Source organism: Embleya sp. NBC_00896 (assembly GCF_045207785.1).
Taxonomy (GTDB): Bacteria; Actinomycetota; Actinomycetes; order Streptomycetales; family Streptomycetaceae; genus Embleya.
Window position 1 is genome coordinate 6,159,220 of the sequence record NZ_CP108776.1, and the last position, 15,545, is coordinate 6,174,764.

A 15,545-nucleotide genomic window follows, 5' to 3' on the forward strand; every position below is an offset into this window, starting at 1 on the left:
CGGTGCCGCCGGGCAGCCGCTCGATCACCCGATGTCGTCGCCCGCGAGGTCGGGTCGCAGCCGGTGCCAGGCCGGGTGCCGCAGGAGCCCCACCCGGGTGCGCGTCGCGTAGCGGACCTCGCCGACCAGACGTGGCAGGACCCAGTGCGCGTCCGCGATCCGCGGCTCCTGCGCGAACGGGCACTCGTCGATCGCGGCCACCCGCAACAGCTCACCCATCCGCTCCCGCTCGTGGTCGCTGAAGCCGGTTCCGACCGCGCCGACATAGCGCAGCGCGCCGCCCTCCGGCACGCCCACGAGCAGCGCGCCGGGCACCCCCGCGAGCCGGCCGCGACCGGGGACCCACCCGCCCACGATCACGTCGAGCGTGTGCGCGTGCCGGATCTTGATCCAGTCCGACGAGCGCTCGCCGGGTCGGTAGGGCGAGTCGAGGCGCTTGCAGACCAGCCCCTCCAGGCCCGCGGCCCGGGTCGCCGCGAGCGCGTCCTCGCCGTGCCCGACGATGGCGGCCGGCGTCGACCAGTGCGCCCCGCGCAGGTCCAGCCCCTCCAGGGCGGCCCGGCGCTCCCGGTACGGCCGGCCGATCGTCGCCTCGCGGCCCAGGAACAGCAGGTCGAACAGCATCAGGCGGGCGGGCACCTCGCCGCGCATCCGGGCTGCCTCGGCGGGGCGGTCGACCAGGCCCATCCGCGACTGCAGGCGCTCGAAATTGCTGTGCCCGTGCTTGTCCAGCGCGACGATCTCGCCGTCCAGGACGGCCGGTACCGCGCCCAGCGCGGCGCCCAGGTCGCGCAACTCGGGATAGGCACCGGTGATGTCCGCCCCCGAGCGGGACCGCAGCAGGACGGTCCCGTCCCCGGGCAGGTACGCGACGCACCGCTGACCGTCCAGCTTCGTCTCGTACGCCCACCGCGCGTCCTCGCCGGCCCGCGGCAACACGCCCGGTGTCGCGAGCATGGGAGCGTACACGGGCAGATCGGGCATGGGGTGAACGTGGTCGCGGGGACACCGACGTACACGCGCCATCACCCGAACGGCGCAACCGCGCAACGGCTCCGGCGGGGCGCATCCGGGCCCGTCGCCGGTGGATCCCGCGCTCCGCCATCTGCCGACCCGCATCCACCGATCGGGGGTGGTCAGGGGCGCTTTCCCTCCCGTACGACCCGGAAGGTGAGGCCGGCGGCGATCAGGCGGGTGGTGAGGGCGTCGCCCATCGCGGCGGCCGGGGTGGTCTGGCCGGCGGTCTTGGGGAGGTCGTCGTGGGCCAGGGACAGGGCCGATTCGGCGAGCATCTTCGCGGTCTCGCCGTAGCCCGGGTCGCCGCCCGCGACCTCGGTGATCACTCGGTGGTCGGCCGCGTCGGCGACGAACAGGACGCGGAACCACGCCTTTTCGCGGGCGGTCGCGGACGGGCCGGTGCCGGCCGCGCGACGGGCCAGGAGGCGTTCGCGCGCCGGGCGGACCTGCGCGAGGGCGAACAGGGCGCCCAGGCCGACGGCGCCGGCGAGGGCGACCGGGAGGTGCTTGACGGCCGCGTAGTGCCGGTAGGTGAAGTCGGGGCCGTACCGCTCCAGCGCCGCCGCCGAGCGGACCACGACCTGCGGGTCGATCGTCGGCAGCGGAACCGCCCACATCTTGGTGGTGGCGTCCAGCCGTGGCGGGCCCGCGCCGACGCGCACCCGGCGGCCCACCGGCGCGGGCTCGATCGCGCGGCGGGCCCGATGCGCGCGCTCGCCCTCGCGGACGCGGGAGAACGCGGTGAGTGCGGACTCGAACGTGCCGCCCGAGAGCGTTCCGCTCGCGCGGACGAATCCGTCCACCCGGATCGGCACGTCGCGAGGCAACAGGCCGACCGTGTACAGCACGCCCAGGTCGTACGGGATCGAGTCGAAGCCGCACGCGTGCACGAGCCGGGCCCCGGTCTCGACCGCGCGGGCGTGGTGGTCGACGTACACCCGGTCCACGAACTCCGGCTCGCCGCACAGGTCGACGTAGTCCGTACCGGCCGCCGCGCAGGCCGCGACGAGCGGGTCGCCGTAGCGGATGTAGGGCCCCACGGTGCTTGCCACCACGCGGGTGGCGGCGGCCACCTCGGCGAGCGCTTCCGGGTCCCCGGCGTCCACGCACAGCAGGGGGAGCCGGGCGCAGGCCGGATCGATGGCCGTCAGGCGCGTGCGCAATGCCTTCAGCTTCGCGAGGTTGCGGCCGGCCAGTGCCCAGCGGGTGTCGGCATCGGCGTTGGCGGCCAGGTACGCGGCGGTCAGTTCGCCGGTGAAGCCGGTCGCGCCGAACAGGACGATGTCGTAGAGGCGGGTGTCGGGCGGCATCCTTCGAGGCTTCCGCACCATGCTCGTGACCGCAAGGTCCTGTCGGGTCTGTGGCCGGCCTGCGGCCTGCTTGTCCTCAAGCGCCGGACGGGCTGGATTGGGGTGGGTCGGTGGGTGGCTTGCGGTCTGTTTGTCCTCAAACGCCGGACGGCTGGAGTGGCGCCGGACGGGCTTGTTCAGCCCGTCCGGCGTTTGAGGACAATGCAGGCCGCAGGCCGGCCGTTCTCGGGGTGCTAGCGGGTCAGCAAGGCTGCGATGGTTGAGCCTGGGGTTTCTTGGGGCCAGGTGTTGTCGGTGCCTGTGAGGGCGGCGAAGACGGGGTTCCACTTGGCCTGGTCGTGGCCCAGGTGGGTTTCTATGAGGTGGGCGATCTCGGCTTTGGCTTCGGTGCCGGCTGTGCGGATGGGGGCCGGGACGTCGATCCGGATCAGGGCCTCGGCTATGTAGCGCAGGATCGGGGCCGCCCCGCGCGCCGTGTGGACCAGGTCGTGGCCGGTCACCAGGCCGTCCTCGACGAGTTGGTCCAGATGGGTGTACCAGGCCGAATCACCCATCACGCCGGAGCCGTTCGCGATCGAGGCCCGCGCGTGCGCGGCGCTGAGGCGCCCCGCCTTGCGAGCCGACCGGTACGGCAGCATCGAGTCCGTTTCGAGCAGCCGCGCGGGCGCGTCCGGCAGCCCGACGAGCTGGTTCAGGACGTACCTCGGGAACGCCTCACGCGCCTGCTCCGCCACGATCAGATCCCAGTCGCGCAGGTACGGCAGGTCGAGCACCTCGTCGGTCTCGGCCCCGCCCGGGCACCGCCGCAACCTGGCCACCAGCTTGTCGCCCGTCAGTTCGCGGTCGATCCGCTCGGTCAGCGCCGCCTCCGGATCGGCCGACGCCAGTGCCTTCACCACCAGCTTGCCGGCCGCCGCGCCCAGGACGCCCTCCTCGACCAGCCCGCCGATCCGATCCGCGCCGCCGTACCGCAACAGCCCGCGCACCGCGAGCAGTTGGTCGAGCATCGACAGCTTCTTGGCCAGCTGCCGCAGGCCGTGCTCGATGATCTGCGGATCCGCCGCTTCGACCTTGAGCCGCAGCGCCGGCAGTGAGGCCGAGGAGGGCCGGTACTCGTGCAGCAGTTGTTCGCGCAGCCCGGGGTCGAGCGGCAGCAGGTCCTCGGGACCGCTCGCGGGCCGGCCCTGCGGCACCCGGGACAGGATCGCCCGGCGCTGTTCCGTGTTCGTGCGCAGGACGACGTTGCCGTACAGGTCCGCGTTCAGCACCGGATCGTCGAAGCGCAGGATCCGGTCCCGGACCTGGGAGTTCGTGCTTCGCGTCGCCAGGATCCGAAGCGCCTCGCGGTCGTTCGCGAGGAACGGGTACTCGTTCAGCGCGGCCGACACGTACTCCGTGTGCCGCGCGTGGGACCACAGCGTCGCGAACGCGTCCGGGCCCAGCTCGGGCAGCACCACGGCCAACGCCTCGGGGGAGGCGTGCAGGAGCAACCGACCCGCGGGCCACCACCAGCCGTGCGGCGGGCGCGCCCGCGACGTGCGGACGGTGTGCGCGTCGAACGTGACGGGCGACGCCACGTGCTGCCACTCGATGTCGATCCCGTCGAGCGATTCCGGGTCGAGCGCGAGCAGTTCCGGCAGCGGCCGGTCCGCGATGGAGGTGCCCATCGCGGTCAGCGCCCGCAACCACCGGTCCGGGTCGGTGCCGAGCCGATCGGCCACGAGCGCGTCCACCGCGCGGTATATCGGCCCGGCGACGACCCTGGCCTGCCACTTCCTGGGCAGCGGCGTGAGCACCCCGGCCGGCAGCACGCCGATCAGCTCGGCCGGGCCGACGATGCCCTGCCGGTAGGCCGCGACCGCGAGGCCGTCGCCGCCGCCCCTGGTCTCGTCGTAGTACTCGCGCACCCAGCGCAGGTACGAACTCGCCGTTGAGGGCTGGGGCCACGTGTTCGACGACGGGTACTGCTCGGGGCGCTCGGTGGGCGTGCCGGCCAGGATCGCGGCGACCCGCGCCGCGGTCGGCTCCTCCAGGTCCTTGTTCTTCGTGAGCGCCGCCAACACCTCGGGCTCGCCCAGATCGATCAGGTCGTTCGCGACCGCCTCGTCGAACACCCGCCGCCCGAGCGCCGCCCTCGGTTCGACCGACTCGCTCGCGAAGCACGCCTCGTAGAGCCAGCCCGGGTACTCGAAGTCCGGCGCGTGGCCGACCCACATGTCCACCAGCGACGCCAGCACGGCCGGCTGCTCCGGCACCGGGACGTGCGCCTGCCCCTCCGGGTCGGCCGCGATCGTGCGGAGCAGATGCACCGCGCTGACCTTGGCGGTCTTGTCCGGATCGACCATCTTGCGGGCGGTGTTGCGGGTCACCGGCGCGGGCTTCGCCACCGGCTCGACGTTCGCCGTCTCGGACGCCGCACGCTGCGCCGCGGCCAGTGTCGCGGCGTCGTCGCGGGCGAGCACCTCGGCGTCCGGGCGCGGCCCGGCGGCCTGGGCGGCGACCGTGACCAGGTCGGCCAGGGAGGCCGCGAAGCCGTCGATCATGCCCACCGCGATCGCGAACGCCTCGCTGTGGCCCGCGAGATGATCCCGGGTCAGCTCGGCGAGCCGGGCCCGCATCGGGGCCAGCACCGCGTCCGGCGCGAGGTGTCGAGCGGACAGTACGACCGGCTGCGCGGGGTAGGCGACGTCCACGAGCAGCGCGGGATCGAGCAGGCCGTGCTCCACCGCCGCGTTCACCCAGGCGTCGGCATTGACGTACCGGTCGGTCCGCAGCCATTCGGCGGGCTCGATGTCGACGGCCTTGCGGTCCCAGCCGCGGCACGCGTTGACCATCACCAGGCGCAGGGCGGCGCGGTCCTCGTCGGTGGCGTCCTCGTGCCGGATCAGATCGTCGATCGCCTCGGACGCGAACGGCTCCTCGCGGTTGGCGGCCATCAGCCGCGGAAAGTCGTGCGCGTAGGGCTCGTGTACGAGGTCGCGCACGGTGGTCCGGCTGGTCCGGGTCTGGAAGAGCTCGGGCAGCGTCTCGGGGTCGTCGTACGCCTCGCCGCTCGCGCGCAGGTCGGCGAGGCCGTCGGCGGCCTTGAGCGCGCTCTGTACCCGCGTGCGGATCGGGGCGGCGGTATTGGTGCCGGCGCGCTCCAGGAGATCGCGCACGCCGTCGGGGCCGTGCCGCTCCCACACCTTGATGTACGCGTACTGCTGGGCCACCTTGCGGCAGCCGAACCCCAGCGCGCGCGCCGCGAGTTCGGGCTCGCCGCTGACCACGAGCGGAAGCAGCGTGCGGCGGTCGCCGTGCGCGAGCACCTCGGCCCGCAGGGCCGGGTCCAGCGGCGCGCGGCGGGCGATCGTGCGGCGCAGCGACGGCGTCGCGCGCATGCTCAGGTAGGCGGCCGCGTCCACGGCCGGCACCTCCTTGGCGACCAGGCGCGCGAGATCGCGGATGTCCAGGCCGACGTTGCGGGCGACGGCCTCCCACGCGCGGGGGTCGGTCGAGGTGATCGCGGCCTCGTGCACGTGCGGGGGCAGGGTGCCGCTGGAGAGCAGGTCGCGCACGAGCGCGTCGGGCAGGCGCGGCAGCAGCTCGCGCAGGTCGTCGGGGTCGGCCGTGACGAGCAGGTGGCGGTAGGGCTTGGTCAGGGTCGGCGGCGGACCGCCGGGCTGCTCCGGTGGCGCGGTGACGGTGCCGGCCTCGATGCCGGCGAGCAGCGCGGGGAGCGGGTCGCGGTGTCGGGGCAGCACGATGCGCAGGGTGGCCCAGCGGTCGGCGTGGGTGCCCAGGTGCCGGTGCAGCAGCTCGCGCAGCGCGGGGCAGTCCGGGAGTTCGGCCAGCGTGGCCACGGCGGTCCGGGCGGGCGCGACCTCGTACGGGATGCGGGCGATGTCCGCGGGCTCGGCCATGTCGCGGGTGGCCGTGGCGATCCGGGCCAGCCCGGGGTGCTTGGGGGTGGTGAGCGCGGCGCGCAGCAGCAGGACGGTCGGGCGGGCCACCGGGCCCACCGCCGCGGGTGCGCGGCGTACAGCGCGACCAGCAGCTCGTCGGGGCAGGCCGGGTCGGCGGCGAGCCGCGCGGCGGTCTCCTCCGGCAGCGGATCGGCCCGGTGCGCCGTCAGCAGGGCGTCCCAGTCGATGTCCTGGCGCCACGACCGCGGCGGCAGCCCGGCCCGGAGCTCGGCGACCAGACCCGCGGCACCCTCGGCCTCGACCACGGCGGCGGCCAGGATCTCGTGCGCGGCGGCGACTTCGGCGAGCCGGCCCGGCCGCCGCGGCCACCTCGGGCCGCACGTGTGGCAGCGCGTCGGGGATCAGCGCGGTGCCGCCGTGCCGGCTCAGCGACAGCAGGCCGCGCAGTTCCTCGGCGGCGGTCAGGGTGCCGGCGCACACCCGCAGCGCGTGCGCGACCAGCTCGGGCACGTCGCTGACGACGGCCGCACCGAGGTAGCGCGGCAGGTCGGGCTCGACGGTCGTGGCGAGCAGTTCGGCGTGCAACTCGGCGAGCGGGTGCGGCGTCTGCGGGTACCGCCCGGGTGTGAGCACGGCGCGGCGCAGCCACGCCGGGGCCTCGGAGTGCGCGTACATGATCCGGTCGACGATCGGATCCGGCTGCTTCACGAGTTCGGCGAGGTCGGTCGCGGTCAGCACCTTGTCGTTGTGCGTGAGGACGCGCCGCACCCACGGGTCGGGATCCCGCGCCGCGAGCGAGCGCACCGAGGGGCTCAGCTGCTTGTCGCCGAGCATCGCGCCGACGATGTCGTTCCCGATCCGATGCCGGACCCGCCCGATGTCGCCGACGGCACCACCTTCGAACAACATTCCGACCAAAAGTGCCTTGTCCGCGACCTGTACCCGTGCCACCACATGCCCCCGCACTCACCCGTTCGGTTACCGGGATCCACCCCATCACAGCGTCCGGACATCGGGTGCGCCGGCCCCGGCCGACTGGGCCATACGTGTCGAGTCGCAGTGATTACGGGTACAACCGATCGAGTCCTCCTGAGTAATACAGGCTGTCCGGATCTTGGTCGATACCGATCGAACACGCCGTGGATCGCGTTGCCGCGCCTTGTGGGTCGGGGTCATTCGCGAGGTTACGGGGTATTGGGGCACGGGGTCGTTGCGTGTGCCGATCACGGACGGTCACTTCGAGGTGGAGGCCCTGCCCGGCGGGTTCGCCCGCTCGAAAGGACGGATCGGTGATGACCACCCTGGGTGTCGAGGAGGAGTACCTGCTCGTGGACCCGGTCAGCGGCCTTCCGGTTCCGGAGGCCGAACGGGTCCGGGCCGAGGCCAGGCTGCGGCCCGGACTCGACGTCGGCGACGTGCAGCCCGAATTACTGAAGGCGCAACTGGAGGTCGCGACGCCGGTGTGCTCGTCGCTCGACGAGATCGGCGGACACCTCTACCGGATGCGGCACGAACTGTCGGCGGCGGCCGAGCGGATCGGCTGCCGGATGGTCGCGTGCGGGACGGCGCCGGTCAGTGACGGCTCGATGATGGAGATCGCCGAGCACCCGCGCTACCTCGCGATCCGGGCCAACGCGCGGCGTCTGGCGGACGTCCAGTTGATCCACGGCATGCACGTGCATGTGGCGGTGCCGGATCGGGAGACGGGCGTGCAGATCGTCAACCGGATCCGGCCGTGGCTGCCGGTGCTGGTCGCGATGGGCGCGAACTCGCCGATCTGGCAGGGGCGCGACACCGGGTTCGCCAGTTGGCGCACGATCCACTACGCCCGCTGGCCGGTCGAGGGGCAGCCGCCGGTGTTCACGGACCTGGAGGAGTACGAGCGGCGGATAGACGCGCTCCTGGCGGTCGGGGTGATGCTCGATCGCGGGCAGGTGTACTGGCAGGTGCGGCTGTCCGAGCGCTTTCCGACCATCGAGATCCGTTGTCCCGACGTGCAGTTGCGGGCGGACGACGCGGTGATGATCGCGGGGCTGATCCGGGCGTTGGTGGTCACCGCGCTCCGGGGCCACGACGACAAGACCCCGTACGCGGCGCCCGATCAGGAACTGCTGCGCGCGGCCTGCTGGCTGGCGGCGCGGGACGGTCTGGACGGGGACCTGTTCGGGCCGGTGGGACCGGGCGGGGCCGCGCGGCGGATCAAGGCGGGTGACCTGGTCTGTGAGTTGCTTGAGCATGTGACCCCGGTGCTTGATGAGTTGGGGGACACGGCTCAGGTCTTCGGGCTGGTGGACCGGTTGATACTGCAGGGGACGGGGGCGGATCGTCAGCGTGAGGCATTTGTCGCGGGTGGGTTGCCGGGGGTCATGGACCTGCTGATCTCGGACACCATCGCGACGTAGTCGCGGGGGGTGGGGGTGGCGCCGTCCCGGATGTCCTCAAGCGCCGGACGGGCTGGGATCGGCCCGGACGGGCCGGGGTGGCGCCGTCCCAGGTGTCCTCAAACGCCGGACGGGCTGAGTTTGGCCCGGATGGGCTGGAGTTGGCTTGGTTGTGGGGGGAGTTGGCGCGCCCGGTTCCGGGTGTCCTCAAGCGCCGGACGGGCTGGGGTTGGCCGGGGCGGGCTGGAGTTGGGTTGGTTGTGGGGGAGTTGGCCCGGTTCCGGGTGTCCTCAAGCGCTGGTCTCCCGTCACGCGGTGGCCGGCTCGGCTCGCAGCAGTTCGATCCCCAGCACGGTGACGAGGTGCAGGACCGCGCTGCCGTGCCTGCGGGCACCCTGCTGCTGCTCGGCGACAACGCCGCGTGGAGCCTGGACTCCCGCCATTTCGGCTGCGTCCCCGCCGACCGGGTCCTGGGACGCGTCGTCCGGTATCTGCGCGCGGTGCGACCCGCCGGTGGGCCGGTCGCGGGCGGGGGATCGTAGGGTGGCGGGGTGGAACTGCGCCAGTTGCGGTACTTTCGGGCCGTTGCCGAGGAGGAGCACCTCACCCGGGCGGCCGAGCGGCTCGGGATCCGTGGGCCCTCGCTGAGTCAGCAGATCATCGCGCTCGAACGCGACCTGGGCATCCCGCTGTTCCGTCGGACGCCGGGCGGGATGATCCCCACGGCGGCCGGGCGGGCGCTGCTGCCGCGAGCCGTATCGCTGCTTGCGGCGGCCGAGGACGCGGTGCGCGTCGTGCGCGAGGTCGCGGGCGCGGACCGGCCGGTGCGGATCGCGGTGACGCCCGGTGCGCCGCCGGATCTCGTGCCCCGGCTGTGGGCGGCGGCGCGGCGGGTCGACGTGCGGATCGAGGTGGTCGACGCCCCGACCGCGGACCAGCCGGCGCTGTTGCGCGGCGGTGGCCTCGACGTGGGCGTGGCGGTGCTCCCGGTCGATCTCGCGGGCCTGGAGTCGTGGCCGGTCGGCGACGCGCCGCTGGGGGTCCTGCTGGCCACGACGCATGTGCTCGCCGAGCGCGCCGTGCTCACCTGGGCGGAGCTGGCGGGACAGGACCTGCTCTGGTTCGACCGCGCGCTCGCGCCGGGTTACCACGACGAGGTGTTGCGGGTCTGCCGCGCGGCCGGCTGGGACCCGGTCCGGGTTCGCGAAGGGCCGCCCCGTGAGGCGCTGTTCACGGGGGAACTACGCCACGGCGGGGACGTCGTGGCGCTGCGTCCCGCGTGGGCGGTCGGCGACGGGCTGGTCTGGATCCCGCTCGCCGCCGGGGCGCCGCGGCTGCGGCACGTGGTGGCGTATCGGGATTCGGTCGTGGATTCCGTGCGTGACCTGGTGCGTGAGGCGCTGCCTCCGGTCCGATAGTCGGGGCCTCGTGGACGCGACGGGCCGGGCCGGGGTTGGCTGACCACTCCCGGCGGCCGACGGTCGGCGGCCGGGCGTACACCGGGAGTGTGTTCACATGGCGCTTGTGCATTGGGGCTTCATCTACACCGCGACCGACGCGGACCCCGACCGCGACACCTCGATCGTGGACACCGGCGCCTGCCGGACCGTCCTGGTCGGCGCGGCCACGCCGGATCAGGCGGTGGCGGCGGCGCGGCGGATGGTCGAGGACGGCGTGCAACTGATCGAACTCTGCGGTGGGTTCGGGCCGGTCGGGACCGCGCGGGTGATCGAGGCGATCGGGGACGCGGTCCCGGTCGGCGCGGTGGGGTACGGCCCGGAGGCCGTGAGCCGGGTGCATGCGATCTTCGCGTGACGGTGGGCCGGCCGGTTGCCGGGTTGTCGTCGACCGCCCCGCCGAGGAGTCCCGGCGAGCACTGATCCCACCGGCCCGCCGCGCGGCGGACCGGCTTGCTTGGGCCGGACGGGTGAACCGAAGGGAAAGCAACCGTTCAGTCCGGTGGACGGCTCCATGCTGGGCCTGCGGCCGTACTCGGCGGCCCGTGCGAGAGGGGCAAGTGTGCCGAAGAGGCTCGGAGTTGTGGTCGCGGCGGCGTTGTTGGTGGTGACGGCGGCGGCCCCGGCGTATGCCCGGCCGGCCATGCCGGACACCACGGACGACGCCTTCCTCCACGAGATGCTGACCGCGATCAACACGTACCGGTCCCGGCACGGCGCACCGGCCGTGACCCTGGACCCGACGCTGACCACCTACGCCAAGAGCCGGGCCAACGTGGTCTCGACGTACGAGGCGCTCGAAGAGGGCCACCGCGGCCTGGATCGCGGCAAGGGCGAGACGCTCTACTGGGGCGGCAGCAGCCAGGCGGAGCGGATGCCGGCGCAACGAGCCGTCAAGGCCTGGTACGACGAGGGGAAGTCGTACGACTTCCCGAACGCCGACTACGACCCGGCGGCCTCGAACTTCACCCAGCTCGTCTGGAAGGGCAGCAGGCGGATCGGCGCCGCCCGCGCCACGGGCAAGGGGTCGAAGTGGTACGAGAACTACATCGTCGTCAACTGGCAGAGCCCCGGGAACGTGCTGGGCCGATTCCCACAGAACGTATTGCCCAAGCGCTGATCCCGGGTGCCTAACCGTCCACCATCGCCCGCGCGTCGGCCGCCCATCGCTTCGCGCCCCAGGTGTCGGCGATGTCGGCCGCGAGGGCGAAGTGGGTGGTGGCTTCCGCCTCGTGGCCCAGGAAGCGGGCGAGCTCGCCCAGGGTGTGCGCCGGCGGGCGGATGGCCAGGGACAGGCCCGCGCACGTGGGGGACGCGTCGCGCAACGGGAGCAGGGTCGGGTACAGGGCCGCCGCCTCGTCGCGTTCGCCCAGCGCGACCACGGCCGCCGCACGGAACATCGACATCGGGGTCTGGAAGAAGTCCGGCGGGATCGGCATGATCGACGCCCGCGTGCGACGAGCCTCCTCGATCCGACCGTCGGCGGCCAGCGCGAGCGCCAACAGGTCGGCCAGGAACGGACCGTAGGCCGCAAGGACGCCCGCGGCCTCGGGGGCGAGCTCGCCGATCCGCCCCTGGCTGAGCCGAATCGTCGAGATACCGATCCAGCGCAGCCCGACCGCGTGCGGCGAACCCTGCGCGATCATCGGCGCGGTGGCCTCGACATAGGCGTGTTCGGCGTCGTCCCAGCGACCCTCGATGTGCGCCAGAACCGCGAGCGCGCAGCCGCCGACGCCGATCGCCTCGGGCATCCGATAGGTGTCCGCGATCTCCACACTCTCGGCCACCAGCCGACGAACCGTCTCCGGATCGCTCCGATCGGCCGCGGCCGTCGCGAGGCTGAACCGGCCGTACCAGCGGTACGCCGGCAGGTCGTGCTCGTCGGCGATCCGGACCAGCTCCGCGGCCGCCACCGCGCGCGCGTCCGCTTGGGGCGCGGTGGCCAGATTCCCGGTCAGTGCGGCGAGCGTGAGCGCGCGCAGTTCGGGGTCGCCGACACCGGCGGCGAGCGCGTCGGCCTCCTCGGCGAGGGCGCGCGGGTCGGCGGTGCCGTCGGCGGCCTCACCGGAGATCTCGGTCGCGTACACCTGGAGCAGCCGACCACGGGTCGCCGGGTCGAGGTCGGGCCGGGCCAGGAGCCGGACCAGGGCGGCCACGACGACCTCGTCCACCGTCCCGTACGGGCGGCCCTGCCACGGCGTCGGCACCGTCCACGCGGTGAAGGCGGCGATCGCCAGGTCGTCGCGCCGCGCGGCCTCGGCGGCGTCCAGCGCCTGTTGCCGGACGGCCCGCGCGGCGCCGACGTCGCCGGCGCGAAGGTGGGCGCGCAGCAACCGGCCGTACAGGTCCGCGCGTTCGGCGTCGCGGTCGCCCGGGGCGTCGGCGGGGATCCGGGCCGCGCACTCCAGCGCGCGGGTGAGCAGGTCGACGGCGGTGCCGTGGGCGAAGCGCCGCTCGGCGAGCTCGGTCGCGCGCACGCACATCTCGACCGCCCGGACGGCCGTCGCCGCGGTCGCGGCCCGGCTGTAGTGGTAGGCCAGCGCCGAGACGTCGCCGATACCGAGCCGTTCCAGCGCGGCGGCGAGCCGGACGTGCATCCGGGTCCGGCGCAGCCCGCTCAGGTCCGCGCACATCGTGTCCCGCACGAGTGCGTGCACGAACCGCACGCGGCCGGGCGCCGGTTCGGTGAGGAGACCGGCGATCAGGCCGGCGTCCAACGCGTCGAGTACGCCGACCTCGTCCACCTCGGCGGCGTCCACGAGCACGTCCACCTCCACCTCGCGGCCCGCGACCGCCGCCAGGCGCAGCACCGCGACGGCGGGCTCCGGCAGCCGGGCGAGCCGGCGGCGCAACACGTCGCGCACGCCCTCGGGTACCTCGGACAGCGCGACGAGGGCGCCTTCGCTGTCCAGCAGGCGCGCGCTCTCGCGGACGTAGAACGGATTGCCACCGGTGCGCTCGGCGAGCGCCGCCATGGTCGTGGCGTCGACCGGGGTCTCGGACACGGCGGCCACGAGCCGGGCCACGGCGGACGCCGGCAGCCCGGTCAGGCCCAGCCGCACGGGGGACCTGCGGGCGAGGCCGGCCAGCGTCTCGGTGAGCCGGCCGTCCACGTCGTCGGGGCGGTAGGCGGCGACCACCAGCAGGGGTGGGCCCGGCAGTTCGCCGTCGGCACCGGACGCGAGCAGGGCCAGCGTCTCGGCGTCGGCCCGGTGCAGATCGTCGAGCAGAATCGCCAGCGGCCGGTGCCGGGCGGCCGCGCCGAGCCAGGACCACACCGCCCGGTGCAGCCGGAACCGCCCCTCGGAGGTGTCCTGTTCGCTCCCGCCGGCCGCGTCGTCGTCCAGCAGCGGCGCGAGCGCGGCGGCCGATTCGGCCGGCGGCGGTACGACGGCGGCCACCGCGCGCAGCGCCTCCACCCAGGCCCACGCGGGCGGTGCGCCGTCGGCTTCGGGGCAGCGGCCGGTGACCACGAGCAGGCCGGCCCGGTCGAGTTCGGCACCGAGTCGGGTCAGCAGCGCGGACTTGCCCAGGCCCGCCTCGCCGGTCACCAGCGCGATCCGGATGCCGCCCGCGGCGATCTCGCCGGCGGTGGCGGTGAGCGTGGCGAGTTCGGCGTCGCGACCGACGAACAGGTCCGCGATCGGCGGGGCCGCGATGGCGACCGCGACCGGGGCGGGCGCGGGGGCGGGCATGGCGGCGGGCGCCGGCGCGACGGCGGTGACCGGCGAGCGGGTCGCGGCCCACAGCACGTCCATCCGCTGCGCCAGGATCGCCTCCTCGACCTCGGTCAGCGCGGGCCCCGGATCCAGGCCGACATCCGCGGCCAGCACGGCGCGGGCGCGCCGCAGCGTGCCGAGCGCGTCGGCCTGTCGATTCCCGGCCCACAGCGCGAGGGCGTGCAGTCGCCACCCCTCCTCGCGCAGCGGCGCGTCCCGGGTGAGCCGCTCGGCGTCGGCCGCGGCACCCGGGGTGTCGCCGCAGCGGAGTCCCGCGGTGATGTGGAACTCGCGGGCGGTCAGGTGCAGTTCATCGAGCCGCGCGGCCTCGGCGAAGGCCCACGGCTCGTCCGCGGCGGCGGCGAAGGCCGGTCCCCGCCACAGCGCCAGCGCCTGCGCGACCTGCGCCCTGGCCTCGGCCGGATCGGCGCCGGCCCGATCCCGCGCGGCCTGGAAGAGCCCTTCGAAGCGCCAGGCGTCCACGGCCTCGTCGGGCAGCCGCAGGGCGTATCCGGGCGACGCGCTGACCAGGATCGTGGCCGGCGTCCGGCGCGGCCGACCCGGTTCGAGCAGGCGGCGCAGGTTCGACACGTACGCCTGGAGCGAGGTGACGGCCTGCGCGGGCGGCTCCCCGCGCCACAGGTCCTCGATCATCCGGTCGACGGACACGACCCGGCCTCGGGCGGCCACCAGGAGAGCGAGCACGGCACGCTGACGCGGGCCGCCCAGGGGGACGGTCACGTCGTTCACATCGGCCTCGAACGAACCGAGCACGCGTAGGTACACCATGTCGCCCGCCAGCGTAGTAGCCGGTCCGCGCGGTGTCGGGGCGGCCCCTTGGAGGATGCGGTCCACGGCCGCTCGCGGGCTCCATGTTGCTTCCAGGATTCCTCCAAGACGCCCGGTCCAAGCTCTGTACATGCCCGGCGACGCAGAGAGTCGGGGGCCTTCGGAAGGGACCGGGAACATGACCGCCTCGCACACCCCCACCACGCCGGCCGCGATCGACACCCACGGGATGGTGGTCGTTCACCGCGGCCTCCGCCGCGAGTCGCGGCTGCTGGCCGAGCTGATCGCCGCGGTCGAGCCGGGCGACACCGCCCGCGCCAAGGTCCTCGCCGAACACTTCGCCCTGTACCGGACCGGCCTGGACGGCCACCACCACGGCGAGGACGAGCTGCTGTGGCCGCCGCTGCTGAGCCGGGTCGACCTGGAGGCCGAGATCGTGCTGCGGATGGAGGCGCAGCACGAGCGGGTCGCGGGCAGTCTCGCCGCCGCCGAGGCGGGCGTCGCGGCGTGGGCGAAGGCCGCGGGCGTCGCGGAGCGGGACGCCCTGGTGGCCGCGCTCGTCGAGCACCGCGCGGCCCTGATCGAGCACCTCGACGACGAGGAGGCCGAGCTGCTGCCGCTCGCCGCACGGCTGTTGACCGCCGAGGAGTGGCAGAAGCTCGGCGACCACTTCGTGGAGAGCACGCCCGACAAGCCCACGCTCTTGATGCTGCTTGGCGTCGTCCTGGAGGAGGCCGACGCCGACGAGCGAGCGACGATCTTCGCCGGTCTCCCGCTCCAGGGCCGGATCGCGTGGCGACTCCTCGGCCGCCCGATGTACGCCCGCATGATCCGCCGCGTCCGCGGCTGACTTGTGGCGCCGGCTTGTGGCCCGTCCTCGACCTCCCGCCCCCGTACGCGCTCTGCCGCGGACGCAACCTCCGGGGTCGCCGCGTACCCGACGACGGAGCCGCCCGGCTGCTCGCGG

Annotated in this window: 10 protein-coding genes; 6 read left to right on the plus strand and 4 right to left on the minus strand. The window is 74.2% G+C overall.

Going from position 1 to position 15,545, the window contains the following annotated elements; genetic code table 11:
- Nucleotides 1-24 precede the first annotated feature (24 nt).
- From ligD to OG928_RS27945, 3 genes are all read right to left on the minus strand, one after another.
- Nucleotides 25-984 (minus strand): non-homologous end-joining DNA ligase, encoded by a 960-nt coding sequence (gene ligD / locus OG928_RS27935; RefSeq protein ID WP_406288707.1) that lies wholly within the window; start codon nucleotides 982-984, stop codon nucleotides 25-27.
- Nucleotides 985-1,136: 152 nt separating this feature from the next.
- On the minus strand, nucleotides 1,137-2,327 hold the full coding sequence (locus tag OG928_RS27940; RefSeq protein WP_406288709.1) for a saccharopine dehydrogenase family protein: 1,191 nt from the start codon (nucleotides 2,325-2,327) through the stop codon (nucleotides 1,137-1,139).
- A 233-nt stretch (nucleotides 2,328-2,560) separates the two neighbouring features.
- Nucleotides 2,561-7,141 carry a hypothetical protein gene (locus tag OG928_RS27945; protein WP_406288711.1) on the minus strand — a complete coding sequence of 1,527 codons (4,581 nt, stop codon included), beginning with the start codon at nucleotides 7,139-7,141 and terminating at the stop codon, nucleotides 2,561-2,563.
- Nucleotides 7,142-7,524: 383 nt separating this feature from the next.
- On the opposite strand from OG928_RS27945, the gene OG928_RS27950 reads away from it, so the two are divergent.
- The 5 genes from OG928_RS27950 (at nucleotide 7,525) to OG928_RS27970 (ending at nucleotide 11,190) form a co-directional block, all read left to right on the plus strand.
- Nucleotides 7,525-8,634, plus strand: coding sequence for a glutamate--cysteine ligase (locus OG928_RS27950; protein ID WP_406288713.1), 1,110 nt, complete (start codon nucleotides 7,525-7,527; stop codon nucleotides 8,632-8,634).
- Nucleotides 8,635-8,897: 263 nt separating this feature from the next.
- Entirely contained in the window at nucleotides 8,898-9,155 is a 258-nt protein-coding gene (locus OG928_RS27955) for a S26 family signal peptidase (RefSeq protein ID WP_406288715.1), read from the plus strand.
- 9 nt (nucleotides 9,156-9,164) lie between these two features.
- Nucleotides 9,165-10,031, plus strand: a complete 867-nt coding sequence (locus tag OG928_RS27960; RefSeq protein ID WP_406288717.1) for a LysR family transcriptional regulator — start codon at nucleotides 9,165-9,167, stop codon at nucleotides 10,029-10,031.
- Between the two features lie 97 nt (nucleotides 10,032-10,128).
- Nucleotides 10,129-10,428: a DUF6506 family protein gene (locus OG928_RS27965; protein ID WP_406288719.1), complete on the plus strand. Its 300-nt coding sequence runs from the start codon at nucleotides 10,129-10,131 to the stop codon at nucleotides 10,426-10,428.
- A gap of 204 nt (nucleotides 10,429-10,632) precedes the next feature.
- A complete protein-coding gene (locus OG928_RS27970) occupies nucleotides 10,633-11,190 on the plus strand; it encodes a CAP family protein (RefSeq protein WP_406288721.1) in 558 nt (185 codons plus the stop codon).
- A gap of 10 nt (nucleotides 11,191-11,200) precedes the next feature.
- Here OG928_RS27970 and OG928_RS27975 read toward each other — a convergent pair whose 3' ends face one another.
- The gene (locus tag OG928_RS27975) at nucleotides 11,201-14,578 is read right to left on the minus strand and encodes a BTAD domain-containing putative transcriptional regulator (protein WP_406288723.1); all 3,378 of its coding nucleotides are present in this window, start codon (nucleotides 14,576-14,578) and stop codon (nucleotides 11,201-11,203) included.
- Nucleotides 14,579-14,756: 178 nt separating this feature from the next.
- On the opposite strand from OG928_RS27975, the gene OG928_RS27980 reads away from it, so the two are divergent.
- Nucleotides 14,757-15,428 carry a hemerythrin domain-containing protein gene (locus tag OG928_RS27980; RefSeq protein WP_406288725.1) on the plus strand — a complete coding sequence of 224 codons (672 nt, stop codon included), beginning with the start codon at nucleotides 14,757-14,759 and terminating at the stop codon, nucleotides 15,426-15,428.
- The last annotated feature ends 117 nt before the right edge of the window (nucleotides 15,429-15,545 follow it).